General features: G+C 71.2%; 18 protein-coding genes and 1 tRNA gene. 3 read left to right on the top strand and 16 right to left on the bottom strand.

Features of this window, described 5'->3' with window-relative positions; translation table 11 throughout:
• Positions 1–126: 126 nt before the first annotated feature.
• The 10 genes from KPF22_RS09960 to KPF22_RS09915 all read right to left on the bottom strand — a co-directional run bounded on the left by KPF22_RS09960 (position 127) and on the right by KPF22_RS09915 (position 7,143).
• Complete coding sequence (locus KPF22_RS09960) at positions 127–1,038, bottom strand: hypothetical protein (protein ID WP_224401827.1); 912 nt, start codon at positions 1,036–1,038, stop codon at positions 127–129.
• Positions 1,035–1,709: a hypothetical protein gene (locus KPF22_RS09955; protein WP_224401826.1), complete on the bottom strand. Its 675-nt coding sequence runs from the start codon at positions 1,707–1,709 to the stop codon at positions 1,035–1,037. The genes KPF22_RS09960 and KPF22_RS09955 overlap by 4 nt, the downstream gene beginning before the upstream one ends.
• Positions 1,706–2,713 (bottom strand): hypothetical protein, encoded by a 1,008-nt coding sequence (locus tag KPF22_RS09950; protein ID WP_224401825.1) that lies wholly within the window; start codon positions 2,711–2,713, stop codon positions 1,706–1,708. Before KPF22_RS09950 ends, KPF22_RS09955 begins: the two co-directional genes overlap by 4 nt.
• Positions 2,710–4,629, bottom strand: coding sequence for a type IV secretory system conjugative DNA transfer family protein (locus tag KPF22_RS09945; RefSeq protein ID WP_224401824.1), 1,920 nt, complete (start codon positions 4,627–4,629; stop codon positions 2,710–2,712). The genes KPF22_RS09950 and KPF22_RS09945 overlap by 4 nt, the downstream gene beginning before the upstream one ends.
• The gene (locus KPF22_RS09940) at positions 4,629–5,168 is read right to left on the bottom strand and encodes a hypothetical protein (RefSeq protein WP_224401823.1); all 540 of its coding nucleotides are present in this window, start codon (positions 5,166–5,168) and stop codon (positions 4,629–4,631) included. Before KPF22_RS09940 ends, KPF22_RS09945 begins: the two co-directional genes overlap by 1 nt.
• Positions 5,168–5,743, bottom strand: coding sequence for a WhiB family transcriptional regulator (locus KPF22_RS33590; protein ID WP_374107469.1), 576 nt, complete (start codon positions 5,741–5,743; stop codon positions 5,168–5,170). The genes KPF22_RS09940 and KPF22_RS33590 overlap by 1 nt, the downstream gene beginning before the upstream one ends.
• Complete coding sequence (locus tag KPF22_RS09930; protein ID WP_224401822.1) at positions 5,740–6,123, bottom strand: hypothetical protein; 384 nt, start codon at positions 6,121–6,123, stop codon at positions 5,740–5,742. The genes KPF22_RS33590 and KPF22_RS09930 overlap by 4 nt, the downstream gene beginning before the upstream one ends.
• Positions 6,120–6,422 carry a DUF2066 domain-containing protein gene (locus KPF22_RS09925; protein WP_224401821.1) on the bottom strand — a complete coding sequence of 101 codons (303 nt, stop codon included), beginning with the start codon at positions 6,420–6,422 and terminating at the stop codon, positions 6,120–6,122. Before KPF22_RS09925 ends, KPF22_RS09930 begins: the two co-directional genes overlap by 4 nt.
• 281 nt (positions 6,423–6,703) lie before the next feature.
• Positions 6,704–6,937, bottom strand: a complete 234-nt coding sequence (locus KPF22_RS09920; protein WP_224401820.1) for a hypothetical protein — start codon at positions 6,935–6,937, stop codon at positions 6,704–6,706.
• Positions 6,937–7,143, bottom strand: coding sequence for a helix-turn-helix domain-containing protein (locus KPF22_RS09915; RefSeq protein ID WP_308010375.1), 207 nt, complete (start codon positions 7,141–7,143; stop codon positions 6,937–6,939). Before KPF22_RS09915 ends, KPF22_RS09920 begins: the two co-directional genes overlap by 1 nt.
• Before the next feature lie 275 nt (positions 7,144–7,418).
• Between KPF22_RS09915 and KPF22_RS09910 the strand changes: the two genes are divergently transcribed.
• On the top strand, positions 7,419–8,540 hold the full coding sequence (locus tag KPF22_RS09910) for a hypothetical protein (protein WP_224401818.1): 1,122 nt from the start codon (positions 7,419–7,421) through the stop codon (positions 8,538–8,540).
• Here KPF22_RS09910 and KPF22_RS09905 read toward each other — a convergent pair.
• Together KPF22_RS09905 and KPF22_RS09900 are read right to left on the bottom strand one after the other, a co-directional pair.
• On the bottom strand, positions 8,526–9,104 hold the full coding sequence (locus KPF22_RS09905; RefSeq protein ID WP_224401817.1) for an NUDIX hydrolase: 579 nt from the start codon (positions 9,102–9,104) through the stop codon (positions 8,526–8,528). The two genes, KPF22_RS09910 and KPF22_RS09905, sit on opposite strands and share 15 nt — an antisense overlap.
• A 22-nt stretch (positions 9,105–9,126) precedes the next feature.
• Positions 9,127–9,543: a GntR family transcriptional regulator gene (locus tag KPF22_RS09900; protein WP_224401816.1), complete on the bottom strand. Its 417-nt coding sequence runs from the start codon at positions 9,541–9,543 to the stop codon at positions 9,127–9,129.
• A gap of 186 nt (positions 9,544–9,729) precedes the next feature.
• On the opposite strand from KPF22_RS09900, the gene KPF22_RS09895 reads away from it, so the two are divergent.
• Both KPF22_RS09895 and KPF22_RS09890 read left to right on the top strand, forming a co-directional pair.
• Positions 9,730–10,626: an HAD family hydrolase gene (locus tag KPF22_RS09895; protein ID WP_224401815.1), complete on the top strand. Its 897-nt coding sequence runs from the start codon at positions 9,730–9,732 to the stop codon at positions 10,624–10,626.
• Positions 10,623–11,192: a hypothetical protein gene (locus KPF22_RS09890; RefSeq protein ID WP_224401814.1), complete on the top strand. Its 570-nt coding sequence runs from the start codon at positions 10,623–10,625 to the stop codon at positions 11,190–11,192. The genes KPF22_RS09895 and KPF22_RS09890 overlap by 4 nt, the downstream gene beginning before the upstream one ends.
• Positions 11,193–11,318: 126 nt before the next feature.
• Here KPF22_RS09890 and KPF22_RS33045 read toward each other — a convergent pair whose 3' ends face one another.
• The 4 genes from KPF22_RS33045 to KPF22_RS09870 form a co-directional block, all read right to left on the bottom strand.
• Positions 11,319–13,121 carry a tyrosine-type recombinase/integrase gene (locus KPF22_RS33045; protein WP_224401813.1) on the bottom strand — a complete coding sequence of 601 codons (1,803 nt, stop codon included), beginning with the start codon at positions 13,119–13,121 and terminating at the stop codon, positions 11,319–11,321.
• 91 nt (positions 13,122–13,212) lie between these two features.
• Positions 13,213–13,284: transfer RNA gene (locus KPF22_RS09880), tRNA-Val, on the bottom strand.
• Between the two features lie 13 nt (positions 13,285–13,297).
• On the bottom strand, positions 13,298–13,762 hold the full coding sequence (locus KPF22_RS09875) for a peroxiredoxin (protein ID WP_224402407.1): 465 nt from the start codon (positions 13,760–13,762) through the stop codon (positions 13,298–13,300).
• Positions 13,759–14,190 carry a DUF3052 domain-containing protein gene (locus KPF22_RS09870; RefSeq protein WP_020624178.1) on the bottom strand — a complete coding sequence of 144 codons (432 nt, stop codon included), beginning with the start codon at positions 14,188–14,190 and terminating at the stop codon, positions 13,759–13,761. The genes KPF22_RS09875 and KPF22_RS09870 overlap by 4 nt, the downstream gene beginning before the upstream one ends.
• Positions 14,191–14,222: the final 32 nt, after the last annotated feature.

The raw sequence follows: 14,222 nt of genomic DNA, 5'->3' as shown, positions 1-14,222 counted from the left end.
CGGCCCCGCGGATCGTGATGCAAGGGTGTGATGGCTTTGATCTTGGGCTCTTGTTGCTCTGTTCGGGGTAGTCGCTCTCGGTTCTGATGTCGTGCTCGGTCGCGGTGGTGTTCTGGCTGGTGGTGCTCACTGGTGGGTCCTGTTCTGGGGCTCGTCGGGGACGAGGTGCAGGGCGCTCGGGGTCTGCTGCGGGGTGTCGCGGAGCTGCTGGAGGGCTCGGGCGGCGGTGCCCCGGCCGACTTCGGCCAGCTCCTCCAACTCGCGGACGGTGGGGAGGGCGCCGTGGTGCTCGCGGTGGGTAAGTGCGGTGGTGCGGGCGCGCTCCTGCGCGCCCGCACCCGTCCGGCCCGTCCCACCGGCCGCCGACCGCGCAGGCCGGTTCGGCCGCACGGCGGGGCGCGGGGCCGGGTGGGACACCGGCCGCGGCGGGTCCGGGATCACCGGCCCGTCCAGCGCGGGCGGGACACCTGCCCCGCGTCCCGCGGTGTCCGGGTGTTCCACGGGTGTCCGGTCGGACGGCGGGACGGTGATCGTGGCCCGGACACGAGGCTCGGACGCCTCGCCGGGCGCGGGCTGCGCCCGGCTGGCCTCGGCGGCGGCCGGGGCGTCGGCGGGGTGGGTGTCGGCGAGGAGGTAGAGCAGGTGCGCGACGACGGCGGCGGCGATCGCGGGCCACGCCCCGACGCCGAACCGCAGCACCGCGTCCGCCTCGACCGGCGGCGCCCCGGGCGCCGGGGCGGGCCCGGCGAGGAACACCGCCTGCGCCAGACCCGACAGCCCGGCGGCGACGATCACCACCGACCACGCGTAGCGAGCCGCACCACCCCGCAGCCGGGCCGTCGCGGTGTAGGCGACCAGCGCCAGGCCGTCGGTGATCAGCGGGTAGATCCAAGCCACCCCGACCGGGACCCGGGCGGCCACGGCGACCTCGAACAGGCCGTGCGCGGTCGCGACCGCGGCACCGATCGCCACGGCCAGGCCCGGGAGCCAGACCGACGCCCGGCCCCACCGGCCCACGCGGGACTCGGTGCCGGTCATCGCAGGACCGTCCCGATCGGGCCAGCACCGACCGTCGGGGCGGGCTCGGGCGGGGCCTGGTCCCGCTGCCCGGCCCACCACCGCGCGATGAGCTCGGCGTGGTCGACGCCCGGGACCGGCACCGGCGCCCCAGCGGGGGCGCTCCAGCCGGGGCGGGTCTGGTGGCGCTCGATCGAGCACGACCCGGCCTCCTTGCGGAGCCGGTTGACCACCCCGGGCCGCTGCCGGTCGTGCCAGTCCCCCGCCGCGCCGACCGACGCGGCCGGGCCCTGGTATGCCGCGAGCCAGGCGTGCATCAGCCAGAGCAACTCCTCGACAACGTCGGGGTGGAACAGCCAGCACTCGGGCAGCACCTTCGCCGCGTCGGGGTAGCGCAGGAACACCGCCTGAGCCCAGGCGCACAGCTCGTCGAGCAGCCGCCGCGTCTCCGCGGTGTCGCCCGGGGCCATCAGCCACGACGGCGCCGCCGGGATCCGCCGGCGCGCGGTCACCGCAGCCAGGGCCTCGGAGAGCTGCCCGACGAGCCGGCCCAGCTCCCCGACCTGGTCCGGGATCGGCTCCAGCTCGGCGACCTGGCGGCGCAGCGTGTCGACCTGCCCAGCGAGCCGGGCCAGCGACCCACCGTCGGACGACGCGGGGTCGGGGTGAGCCGGGTGCGACGGCGCGGTCACCGAGCCCACCCCACCCCGTCGGAGTCGGCATCGGTCGACGTGGCCGAGCCCGGGGAGCCGCTGTCGACGGGGTCAATCTGGTCGGCGACCGCCTCGGCCTGGGAGGTGCGCACCAGGTCGGAGAAGCGGCGCACCTCGGCCTCAGTCAGCGGACGGACTCCGCCAGCCGCCGACTCGTCCGGGGTGAGCCACATACCGCCCGCGAACGACCCGGGCCCCTCGTCGATAACCCGCTCGCGGTCACCGCGCTCATCCTCGACCGCGTCCCGCTCTGCGGTGGACTCCATCTCCTCACGCAGCGCCCGCATCCCCGGGTCGTCGTCGCTGAACAACCGGGCCCGCCGGCCGCCGTGGCCAAGCGAGAGCGGCCGGTCCGGGCTGTGGTCGCGCTGGTCGTCGTTCGGGGTGGTCATCGGGTCCTCCTCGTGCTGGTCGTGGTCCGGCAGGTCGTGCTCGCGGGCGGGGTGTCCACAGCGGGCCGCGGCTCCCACCGCCTCGGTCGCGGCCTCGTCGGCCAGGACCCGGGCGTCGTGCGCGGCGGTGGCCTCGCGGTGCGACCGCTCCCGCCCCTCCCGGGCGACGGTCACCAACCGGGGCTGCGGGTCACACGCGGTCCGGTTAGTCAGCTCGTCGAGGCCGACCCGGTGGGCGCGGTAGCCCCACATCTCCGCGTCGGAGTGCAGCCCTTCCAGCCGGGCCCGCTCGGTGACCGCCGACGTCCCACGCGCCTGACGAGTCGCCGCGATCGTGGCGGCGTCGGCCCGGGCGCGGGCGGCGGCGACAGTCTCGCCGTGGGCGAAGTCGACCCATCCGAACCGGGCGCGGGCGTCGTCGAGATCGAACGCATCGAGCCGCCACCCCGACGACGGCCGACCATGCACGCCGGTCGCGTCCCGCAGGTAGGACGCGACAACCTGCTCGGCGTCAGCCCGCCCGCCGGGCAGCTCGGCCGCGAGGCGCTCGACGGCCTGGGCCGGGGTCAGCAGCTCGTAGCGGTCGTTCATCGCTGCCACCGCCCGTCACCGGTCGGGCCGTCGGCCGGCCGTTCGCCGGGGATCGGCTCGACCAACGCCGTCTCCTCACTGCCGTTGTTGTCGCCGTGGCGGATGGCGCGCAGCTCGGCGAACATCCGGTTCGACGACCGCACCCGCTCCAACGCCTCCCCGAACCGGGCAGGCCAGCGCGCGGCGAGCACGACCAGGGCGCGTTCGAGCTGGGCGTCGAGCCACACCCGGACCGCCTCGTTCCGCCGGTGGCGGCGCGACTCGGCCTCGACGCGGCGCATCAGCCGCGCCCGACGACGGACGTCGGACCGCTTCCACGCCATGCGGGCCCGGCCGATCACCGGGGCAATCCCGCGCCGGATCACCACCACCCGCCCCGCGGGCAGGTTCGCGATCTGCGCCGGAGCCAGCACCGGCACCTTGCGCACCGACCGGGACGCCACCCGGCCGTGCTCGTCGGTCGTCGACACGCGCTCGTCGCGTTCCCCGGCGAGGGTGGACCAGAACTCCAGGTCGGCCTTGTCGCGGGTGCCACCGAAGATCATGACGGCGGCGGTGTTGTTCAGGATCGTCGCGGCCTTGTGCTCGCCCCAGCGGGCGAGGAGCTGGGCGCGGGACTGGAACGCGCACAGGATCGTTACACCACGACCGCCCATGTCCGCGGTCCAGGATTCCAGCGGGACGGGGCTGATCAGGGCGGCCTCGTCCAGGAACAGCCCGAGCGGCGGGTCCAGCCGCCCGGCCGGTTGCCCGGCGGCGAGCCGTCGGGCCTCGCGGGCGATGTGCCCGGTCAGCGCGCACACCAGCGGTGCGGTCTGGGCCTCCTCGGCGCCGAGCAGGAACACCGTCGCCCGCTCGTCCAGGAGCCGGGCCACGTCGAACCCCGCGCCCGGCTCCGCGGCCGCGGCGGCGGCCGGGTGGGTCAGCCAGCCGAGGGCGGGCATCACCGATGAGGTGATCGAGGAGCGGGTGCGTTCGTTGGTGGTGATGAACTGCATCGCGTCCTGCTCGAACGCCGTCACCCCCGACCGACGCAGCAACGCGGGCACCTCGCGGCCCGCGGCGTCGGGGTCGGCGACCCAGCCCAGGACGTCGGCCATCCGCCGGTCGCCGAGGGCGGCGGCGTGCAGGAGGGCGGCGAGGACGCGGCGGGCCTGACCGTCCCAGAACTCCCGATCCCCACCACCACCGGAGGCGACGGCGGCGAGCATGTCGGTGGCCCGCTCGGTCGCAGTCACCGGATCCGTGCAGCCGGTCAGCGGGTCGAACGTGATCGTGCTCGTCCGGTCGCCGAGGCCGGCCGGGTTGAACACGAACACCTCACCCCGCGCCTGGCGGCGCAGCGGCGCGCACAGGTCGAGCAGGTCCGTGCGGGTCGAGGTCACCAGCGCGGCGCCGGGGGCGTCGAGGACGCGCCCGGCCAGCCAGCCGGTCTTCCCAGTGCGGGGGCCGCCAACGACGATCACGACGTCCTCGACCAGCGCCCACACCCGCAGCGCTCCGGTGCGGCACAGCTCGACCGCGGCCTCGGTCGTCGCGAGCCGGGCCCGCCGCCACCGGGGCAGCTCGGCCAGCGAGGGGCGGACGGTGCCGGTGCGGCGCCGGACCGCGAACGTTCCGGCGTGCCGGACGATGTCCAACGACGAGGCGACCCCGACCTTGCGCCGGGAGCGGGACGCCCACCGCGAGACGGTCGCGGAGGAGCGGGTCCAGCGGTGCCACACGATCACCACGGCCAGCCCGGCCACGGCGACGAGGGCGGGCCACGAGAGGGCGGTGACGATCGTCGCGGCGGGGAGCAGGGCGAGCGCGGCGAGCCCGGTGGCCAGGCCGCGGGCGCCGCGTGACCAGGCCAGCAGCGCGCCTCCGGCGAACACGGCGAGGACGAGGCTGGTGGAGCTGAACAGGATGCTCATCAGTCGGTCCATCCCGTCCGCTGCGCCCACGCCGCGACGTCCGCGCGGTGGCGGGTGCAGGTGTCGGCGTGGCCGGTCTCGTTGTCGGTCGGGTGGGACTCGAACGGGCCGTCGTCGGTGACCTGCTTGCCGCAGGTCGAGCAGCGCCAGAACGCCGACGGCGTCCGGAACGACCGGATCCCCTCGCGTTCGGGGTCGGGGACGCGGCCGCATACGAGCCAGTCGAACGCGGCCTCCCCTACCGGCACTCCGCCGGTGGGCAGGCTGAGGACTGCGCCGATCTCGTCCCACGACCGCCCGGCCGCGCGGGCGGTGCGGGCGTAGTCGTAGAGCTGTCCTTCGGCGACGCTGCGCATCAGCAGCGCGGCTCGGATCCCGGCGAGCGGGTCGTCGAGGCGCCGGTCGGTGAAGATCGTGAATCCGGGGATCGGGACCTCGGTCTCGGTCGTGCCGAAGACCTCGACGGCGATCCGGCGGATCAGCTCTCGGATCCGGCCGGCGGCCTGTCCGGACTCGGTGACCTTGAACGTCTCGCTCATCACCGACCACCCCCAGCAGGGATCGCGAGGGCGGCGGCCCAGCGGTCCACGGTCCGGCGGGTGACGCCCAGCACACGGGCGATGTCTCCGCGGTCGGCTCCGGCGGTGAGCGCCGTGTGGCCCGCGGCGATGACCGGGGCCCGGTCGGTGCGCAGCGACGGGCCGGGCACCACGGCCGGGGCCTCGGCGCGACCGGTACGGCGGGGCATCGTCTGGCGGGCGCGGCGGCGCTCGTCCTCGGTCAGCCCACCGGCGATGCCGTGCGGCTGCTCGACGATGGCCCACGCCCGGCAGGCGTTCAGGACCGGGCACACCCGGCACACTGCGAGCGCCCGCCGCTCCTCCGCGGCTAGGGTGGCGCCGTTGACGGCGGTCGGGAAGAACAGGTCGGGGTCGACGTCGCGGCATGCCGCGCGGGCCCGCCAGTCCAGCTCCTCGCCCCGTACGGGGCCCGGGTCTACGGTGAACATCTCTCCTACCTCCTGTTGGTTGGTGAGAGCGGCCCGGCGGTGTGCTTCCGCCAAGAACCCGTCGCCGGGCCGTCCCATCTCCTGCGTCTGCTGCTGCTCGCTCACGGCTGCCCCCGCTCCGGGGCCCGAACCGGAGCGGCGAACAGCCCCGGCAGCCCGTCCTCGATCCGGCGCTGCTCGTCCCGGTCCGCGGCGGTGTCGCGGCCGGTGCGGGCGCCGGGCACGACGTCGGCCAGGTGCGCGAGCCGGACCGGCAGCGGCCGGTTGTCCAGCAGGCAGACCGCGACCTGCCGCGACGGGCACTCCAGGCGGCGCAGTACTGGCCACCCGCACCCGGGGCACCGCCCCGCTCCCGGCACGTAGTGCTCGACCACCACCTGCAACCGGTCCGTCCGCCCGGTAGGACGCAGCAAACGCGGGTCCAGGTCCTCGGGTCGCACGACCCGCTCCGGCACCGTCCACTCCGGCGACGGGCGGGCGCTCACGCTGACCACCCGCGCGCCTCGTCCACGGCCGCGACGGCCCCGGCATCGGTGAGGCCGTAGCGCAGCGACGCCGCTTCCACCGGGTCCGGGACCCGCCCCCACGAGTCCGGGCACAGCACCGACCCGTCGAGGTGGGAGAAGTCCGGGCAGCGGCCGGCGCGGGCGGGCCAGTCCGAGGGCGGGGCGTCCACGACGGGGCCGGCGCAGCCCGGGCACACCAGGTCGGTCACGTCGACCAGGTCGACGGGGTCGTCGCCCAGGTCCACGACAGGCGGGCCGGACAGGAAGATCGCGGTCATGCTGGCCTCCGAAGGGATCGAGGAGGGTCGGCTGGTCCGGCCCACTGGTGGCGGGCGCTCGCCCCGCCGCCTTGCGCGCAGCGCGCACGGCCTCGGAGGCTCGCCGTCAAGGGCCGGACGGAGTCCGGTCGCGTAGCGACGCGCAGCGCCCTTTACGGGGAGGGAGGCCGGGCCAAACTCGGGCCGGACGGCCCTCCGCCCCGCCGCAGGCGGGTCCACCCGGTCCTCGGCCTGCCCGGCCGTGAGGGCGAGGTCTCCCCCGTCGGGTCCGGCTGCCGGGCTCACTGCCCGCTCCCGCTCGACGCACCCGCACCGTTCAGGGCGGGCGTGGCGGCCTGGTCGAACGCCGAGATGAACGTCGAGATCGCGTCCGGCAGCCCGGCACCGACCGGTGTAGCGATGAACAGCACAAGGGCGATCAGCGAGAACACGACCGCGCCCATCGCGACCCGTGCCTTCGCGCAGATCACCGCGCCGAGCACCATGAACAGGATCAGCACCCCGACGCTGCCCATCAGCCCGCGCTCCCGTGCTGGACCGGCACCCAGCCCGACGCGTCGACGACGGTCTGCTCGGCGATCGCGAGGTCCGCGATCGCCTCGATCGCCTTCGCCGGGACGATCAGCCGCCCACGGATCCGGACCGCCGGGAACTCACCGGCCGCGATCGCCCGGTACACCGTCATCGGCGACATCCCGAGCAGCTCCGCGACCTTCGCCACGCTGTAGAACCTCGGCGCCACCGGCACCGTCTCCGTCCCTCGGAGATCACTCATCACAACCCCAATCTGTACATGTTAGGTACATGTACTGAACAAGTAAGGCACGAGTGGCGATCGGAGTCAATCGCCGGGGCCTTCCGTGATCTGAGATTGCAGTCGTGAACGGTGTTGTCGGGAGATGACGTGGGGTGACGTGAGGTGATGCGACCATCCGCATCAGGGTTGATTTCCCCAGCTCAGCGGGTCACCGTTGATCTCGGGACGAGGGGGCGTCGATGGGCAACCGGCTCGCGCGGGTCCGCGAGGAGCGCGGCTGGAAGAAGGCTCGGCTGCTGCACGAGCTGCGAGCCGCGGCCGCCCGACGGGGCGAGCAGCTCCCGAAGGACGAGAGCCTCGCGCGCCGCATCGCCGTCTGGGAGAACCAGGGCGGCGTCGTCGGCGACTTCTACCGCGAGCTGCTGTGCGAGGTGTACCGCTGCTCCGCGGTCGAGCTGGGCCTCGTTGAACCACCGCAGCCGCAGCCGGTCGCCGCGGCGCCGGTTACCGAGCCGCTGGAGCTGCCGGAGTTCACCCGCCTCGACTCCGGCCTGGTCGACCTCCTGCGCTCGCAAACGCAGACCATCCGACTGCTGGACCGCCGGCTCGGCGGGGCGACGGTGCACGGCCAGGCCGTCGCGCACGTCGAAACCGTGGAGAGCCTGGTCCGCAACGCCCTGCCCGGGACGTCGCGCGAGCACGCCGCCGACGAACTCGGCCAGGCCGCGGCGCTCGCCGGATGGCAGGCCCTCGACATGGGACGACTCCCGGAGGCGTGGCGACTGCACGAGGTCGCCACCGCGGCGGCACGCGAGAGCGGTCAGCCGGCCGGGCTCGGTTACGCGCGGGCACAGCAGGCGTTCATCCTGCTCGACGCCGGACGAGCAGCGGACGCCCTCGACCTGATCACCTCGGCCCACGACATCACCAGCGGCCCGGTCCCGCGCGAACTGCTGGCCTGGCTACACGCCGCGCAAGGCGAGGCGCTCGCTGCCCTCGGCGACCGGGACGCCGCGCTCCGGTCCCTCGACGCCGCTGCGGCGGCCCTCCCGACGCAGCCGGAGCACGCCCTGCCCTACCTGATGCTCGACGCCGGACACCTCGCCCGGTGGCGCGGACACTGCCTCGCCCGCCTCGGCGAGACGTCCGCGATCGACGACCTGGGCACCGCTCTTGCCGCGATGCCGGACGGCCAGTTCGGCCGCGCGGAGGTCAGCCTGCGCGTCGACCTCGCGCTGGCACTGCGGGCACGCGGGGAGGCCGCCGAGTCACGAGCCCAGGCGGAGCGCGCCGGTCGCCTGGCCGGCCGGACCGGGTCCGAACGACAGCGCCGCCGGATCCGAGAGCTACTCGGCCCGTGATGCGGCTGTCGGCCCAGACAGTGCCAGGACGTGCAGCAGTCCAACCAGCGCGCCGGAGTTCCCGACCTTTCCGGTCGCGATCAGGTCCGGGACGTCGGCGAGCGGCACCCACCGGAACGTGCCCTCGTTGAGTTCGGTCGGATCGGCGACCCGTTCGGCACCGCGAGCGAGGAACACGTGGTGCGCGCTGCGGACAGTCCCGGCCATCGGCTCGAAGGTCACCAGGTGCTCGACCGTCCGGGGCCGGTAGCCGGTCTCCTCCTCGACCTCCCGCGCCGCGGTTTCGGCGGGTGACTCGCCGTCGTCGAGCAGGCCGCCGGGGAGTTCCCAGTTCCACAGGTCCGGCACGAAGCGGTGGCGCCAGGACAAGAGGACGTTGCGGCCGTCGTCGTCCAGGACGACGGTCATGGCGGCCGCAGGAAGTGTGACGGTGTGGTGCTCGAAGCGCTCGCCCGACGGCTGGGAGATGTCGGCCAACCCGACGGTGACCCACTCGTTGTCGTAGATCACGCGCTCACCGTGCACATGCCAGACGTCCGGCGAGACGCCCTCTGAGCTCGTCATGGAGCGACCGTAGCGCTCCTGCTTAGGACTCAGCAGGTCGCACGAAGGCGCCCACTCCGTGCCGTACAACGACGACTCCGGAGTCCGCAAGGACCTTGAACGCCCGTCGCGCAGTGTTCCGCGAGACGCCGTACTGCTCCATCACCGTCGCCTCGCTCGGTAGCGGCGAGTCAGGAGCCAGCGTTCCGGCGCCGATCTGGTCAATGAGGTCTCCGGCGATACGGCCGTAGGCCGTGGTCCGGTCCGCTCCATCGCCTCCGGCGACCCGGCGGCCGACGCCTGGGACGACCTCGACGACGCCCTCACCCACGAGCACTGCCAACGCTGACCGCACAGTCCCCCGCGCAACGCCATGTTGCTCGCACAGCTGCGCCTCCGAAGGCAGGAGGGAACCGGGCATCAGGTCGCCGTCGCGGATGCGGTGGCGCAGATCCTCCACGATGCGGTGTGAGGTCCCACGAGGGGCCACGAGGGTGACACTCCAGAGTCGGCAACGAGGCCTGTCAGCGTATCCCCAGACAGCCCATCGGAGGCAGAAGCCACACCGATCGACAGGAACGATGCGACCGGCGGCACAGCCATAGCCTGCCCGAAACTGTCAGGGCCGCCCCATACAATTTGGATCATGGACGCCTCGACCGACCGACGGCGGGTACGACTGCTCGTAACTGACCTCGACAATACACTGTGGGACTGGTTTGATATCTGGTTCCATTCGTTCTCAGCGCTGCTCGACAGGCTTGTAGACCTCAGTGGCGTATCGCGAGAAACGCTCGAACGAGAGATTCGAGAGATCCATCAAGCTCGATCTACGACGGAGTATTCTTATCTACTGAACGAGCTCCCTTCACTGATGGCCTTGGTCGACCACCCAGCACTTCCGGCCGACAAGTTTGACGCCGCAGCTCATGCACAAAATCGCGAACGCCTCACCAGAACTCGCCTCTATCCAGACGTTATGGAAACGCTACAGACTATCCGCAAAGCTCAAGTCCCCATTGTCGCATATTCCGAGTCGTTGGCATTTTGGACCGAGTGGAGAATCCGCAAGACAGGTCTCGATGGGGTTCTCACTGCACTCTATACGTCCCCAGATCATGACTTTCCGTCAGGAGTGCACCCCAGAGAAATCCGCACAAGGCCTGACCACGAATACGGCCTACTGAAAACCACTCACGAACATGTCGGGCGCGGGCTACTGAAGCCCAATGCCGCCCTCCTGAACTCAATAATGGACAGATTCGACACCAGGCCCGAGGAGACGGTGTACGTTGGAGACAGCCTAATGAAAGACGTCGCAATGGCTCAGCAGGTCGGAGCCATCGACGTTCATGCTGCCTACGGGCTAGCCCAAGATAGGTCAGGGTACGAACTTCTCCGACGTGTATCTCACTGGACACAATCAGACATTGAGCGAGAGCGCGAACTTGGCAAGAGCCGGCATATCAAGCCTAGCTACACTCTCAGAGCCAGCTTTTCTGAGCTTCTACAAGAGTTCGACTTCAAACGAGGAGAAGAATGAAAGACGCAGAGGAACCGGCACCAACTAACCGCGAACCTCTCTCTGCTGAGGAGACGACAAAAGCCTACATCGAAGTGTGGAAACAGACCGTGGCCGTGCAGCAGCACTTCAACGACATCGAATGGCGAATACGGCAACTCGCGCTCACCGCAATAACTTTTGCTCTCGGCGCCGCAGCTGTTGCAGCAAAAGATCGCACCGCCGTCAATGCGTTCGGCATCAATATACAGCTCGCCACCCTGATTCTTCTGTTCGGATTCGCACTGTGGATGTCGTTCTACTTCGTAGATCAGGTCTGGTACCACCGACTCCTGCTGGGCGCAGTCAAGCATGGCGAAGCCATTGAGGAGGAGATTCAGAAGTTTCTGCCGTCGGTAAGCCTGACTCAGACGATATCGAGATCGAGCCCGTACACATTCGGAATCGGCTCTAAAACTATCTGCATTCACTCCAGGATTAAGTTGAGAATCTTCTACGTAATTGGCGGACTGGTGCTACTGGTTGCTGGCGCAGCTCTCCAGCTATCGAGTCCTGCCGCTCCGGCCGTGCCGCCGCCGGTTCCATAACGGAACGTTGAGGTTCGGACAAATGACCCGAGACTCCAAACAGGCGAGGCAAACCAGGGTGCTACCCGCCGAGTTCAAACTCTGGGCACACAGCAGGCTCGACTCCCCGCGAGGACCACGTCCGCACTACCAGCGAAACACGACTGCCGAGTCAGAGGTCGCGAGAGGCGACACTTCGACCTCATATCGACCGATCCACGACTCGCCATCATCCGAGTTGTCCGGATCCTCCATACGCACGATGCCGAGCAGATGAGCGCGAAAAGTCTCAGGATTAGCAAGGCTACCCGTCACCACTCGGGGGGAATACCGACGTCCGTCCGGCCCGCGGACAACAACGGAGAAGTAGCTCTCACCCAATCCACCTACCGAGTCTGGTAGCTGTCGAGCATCGACTTCGACAGCTTGGGGAAAGACGTCCTCAACAAGGCATGCAACGACCGTCGGCCGCTCCCCCGCCGCCCCGACGAGCACACCCCACTCACGCAGAAGCTCGAACGCACGGTGCACCGTGCTCGGCGCGAGCCCCTGCTCGGCGGCCAGCACCTTGACCCCCGGCAGATGCCCACCCACCGCCACGGCCCCGGACTCGATCCGCTCCAGCAGCTCGACCGCCAACCGCTCCCTAGCCGACCGCGGATCCCGCCGCACCCGCTCGATCTCCGACCTCGGCCCTGCCGGCCGCTCCGGCATCCGCGACCCCAGCCCGCTCGCCGCCCGCTGATCCGCCTCCGACACCCACGCCGCGTACACCCGCAGCGTCGTCACCCCACCCCCGGAGTGCCCCAGCCGACCCGCGACCGTCCGCACGTCCACCCCGGCCGCGATCAGCTCCGTCGCCGAGAAGTGCCGCAGGTTGTGCAGGTGCGTGTCCAACCCGAGCCTCGCCGCCATCCGCGAGTACCGCTGCGTCACCGACCCCGGCACCAGACTCGCCGACCCGTCCGGCGCCAGCGAGAACACGAACGCCTCCGGCCGCAGCTCGACCCCGAGCGCCCGGACCCGCTCCTCGCACCGCTCCCGGTGATCGCGCAGCACCTCGACCGTCTCGGCGTCCAGCGCGAGACGCCGCTGCTGGTGGGTCTTGGTGTCCTTCTCCTGCAACGCCCGCCCGTCCTGGGCGATCGCCCGACGAATCGTCAACGTTCCCGACTCCAGGTCGACGTTCGACCAGCGCAGCGCGCACAACTCGCCACGACGGGCCCCGGTGGTCATGAACAGCCAGACCAGGGCACCCCAGTCCAGGTCCCGCCACGCCTCGTTCAGCAGCCGCGCGGCCTCCCCCGCGGACGGCGGTTGCGGGTCCGGCGGCGGTTTGGCGGGCGGGGAGACGAACTCGACCGGGTTGACCGACACCCACCGCCAGCGAACGCCGCGCGAGTAGGCACCGTTCAGCACGAAGTGGATGTGCCGGATCGTGGCCGGCGCGAGCGGCCGACAGCGGTGCGGACGGCACCGGTCGTCGCACTCATGATCGCGGGGCGTCCGATGATCGACGCGCGTCACCGACCCCGAGCAATGGTCCCGGCAGCGACGCAGCTCGGCGTAGAGCGAGTCCAGCGCCTCCGCACCGACGGCGCCGGCCTTCGTCCGTCCGAGGAACGGACGGACGTGCAGCTCCAGGTACCGGGTGTAGGCGCGGTGTGTGGTCGCGCCGACGTCGAGGGTCTCCAGGTACCGGTCGAGCAGCTGATCCAGCGTCGCGCTCGTACGCGGGGTCCGCTGCTCGTCGACGTCGTGATTGAGGCGGCGGAGGACCTTCTCGGCCTCCTTCTTCGCCCCGGCACCGGCGGGGACCGTCTCACGGAGGTAGTGCCGCCGCCCGGAGATCGGGTCCTTCCCGACGTAGACCGAGACCCGGAGCGCGCCGCTGGGCAGCTCCTCGATCGTCCCTCGCGGTCGTCCACGCGACCTCCCGGCAGCCGTCACGTGGAGCAGGATACGAGGGCCTCGCACCACGAAAGGCTCCACGAGCGGAACCACGTGATCATGGAACTGGAGAAAGTCCTGGTCAGATGAGTGGGCGCGGCAGGGTTCGAACCTGCGACCGCTCGGGTGTAAACCGAGTGCTCTCCCGCTGAGCTACGCGCCCGGGACGGACATCTTCACACGGCACTCAGAGCCCGACGCCACCCGTCCTGGTCCCGCGGCTCCCCCGGCCCGTTCACTTCGGCGAACGAGACGGCGCCGTCCGGGCGGACCAGGAACGTCCCCCGCAGCGCCATCCCCTTGGCGGTGTCGAACACCCCGTAGGCAGACGCCACGGCCCCGTGCGGCCAGAAGTCCGACAGCAGCGGGAACCCGAACCCCGCGGACGAGGCCCAGGCCCCGAGCGAGAACGTCGGGTCGCAGGAGATGGCCAGCACCTGGGTGGCGTCGTTCTGGAACTCCGGGAGCGATGCCTGGACCGCCGCCAGCTCCCCGCCGCAGATCCCAGAGAACGCGAACGGGTAGAAGACCATCAGCGCCGAGCGCCCCGACCCGAGGACCGATGCCAGCGAGACCGGCTGTCGGTTCTGGTCGGGGAGCTCGAAGTCCGGGGCGGCCGCCCCCTCGACGACTGGGCTCAGCGCTTGCCCTTCCCCTGCTTCGGTGGCACGAGCTTCGACCCCACCCAGTCGTCCCCGAGCGTCGCGTTGGACGTCTGCGACAGTCCGGCGGTCGGGGCCGCCTCGGCGATCTCGGAGGGCTGGATGTGGCCGTCACGGCCGGTCTTGGGTGTCAGGACCCACACGAAGCCCTCGTCCGAGAGGGGCGTTCGGGCGTCGACCAGGGTGTCGATCAGGTCGCCGTCCCCGTCGCGGAACCACAGGAGGACGACGTCGATGACCTCCTGGGCGTCCTCGTCGAGGAGCTCCTCACCGGTCGTGTCCTCGACGGCCTCTCTGACCTGGTCGTCGATGTCGGTGTCGTACCCGAGTTCCTGGACGATCATGCCCGGCTCGATGCCGAGCTTTGCCGCGATGTCGGACGCACCGGCATCTGCCGCGGTCACCACTCGTTCCCCTTTCACGCTGCTCACGCAGTCCA

Source organism: Pseudonocardia sp. ICBG1034, from assembly GCF_020131375.1.
Lineage (GTDB): Bacteria > Actinomycetota > Actinomycetes > Mycobacteriales > Pseudonocardiaceae > Pseudonocardia > Pseudonocardia alni.
Note: the sequence above shows the minus strand (reverse complement) of the source record. Positions and strands in the feature narration are given on the sequence as shown.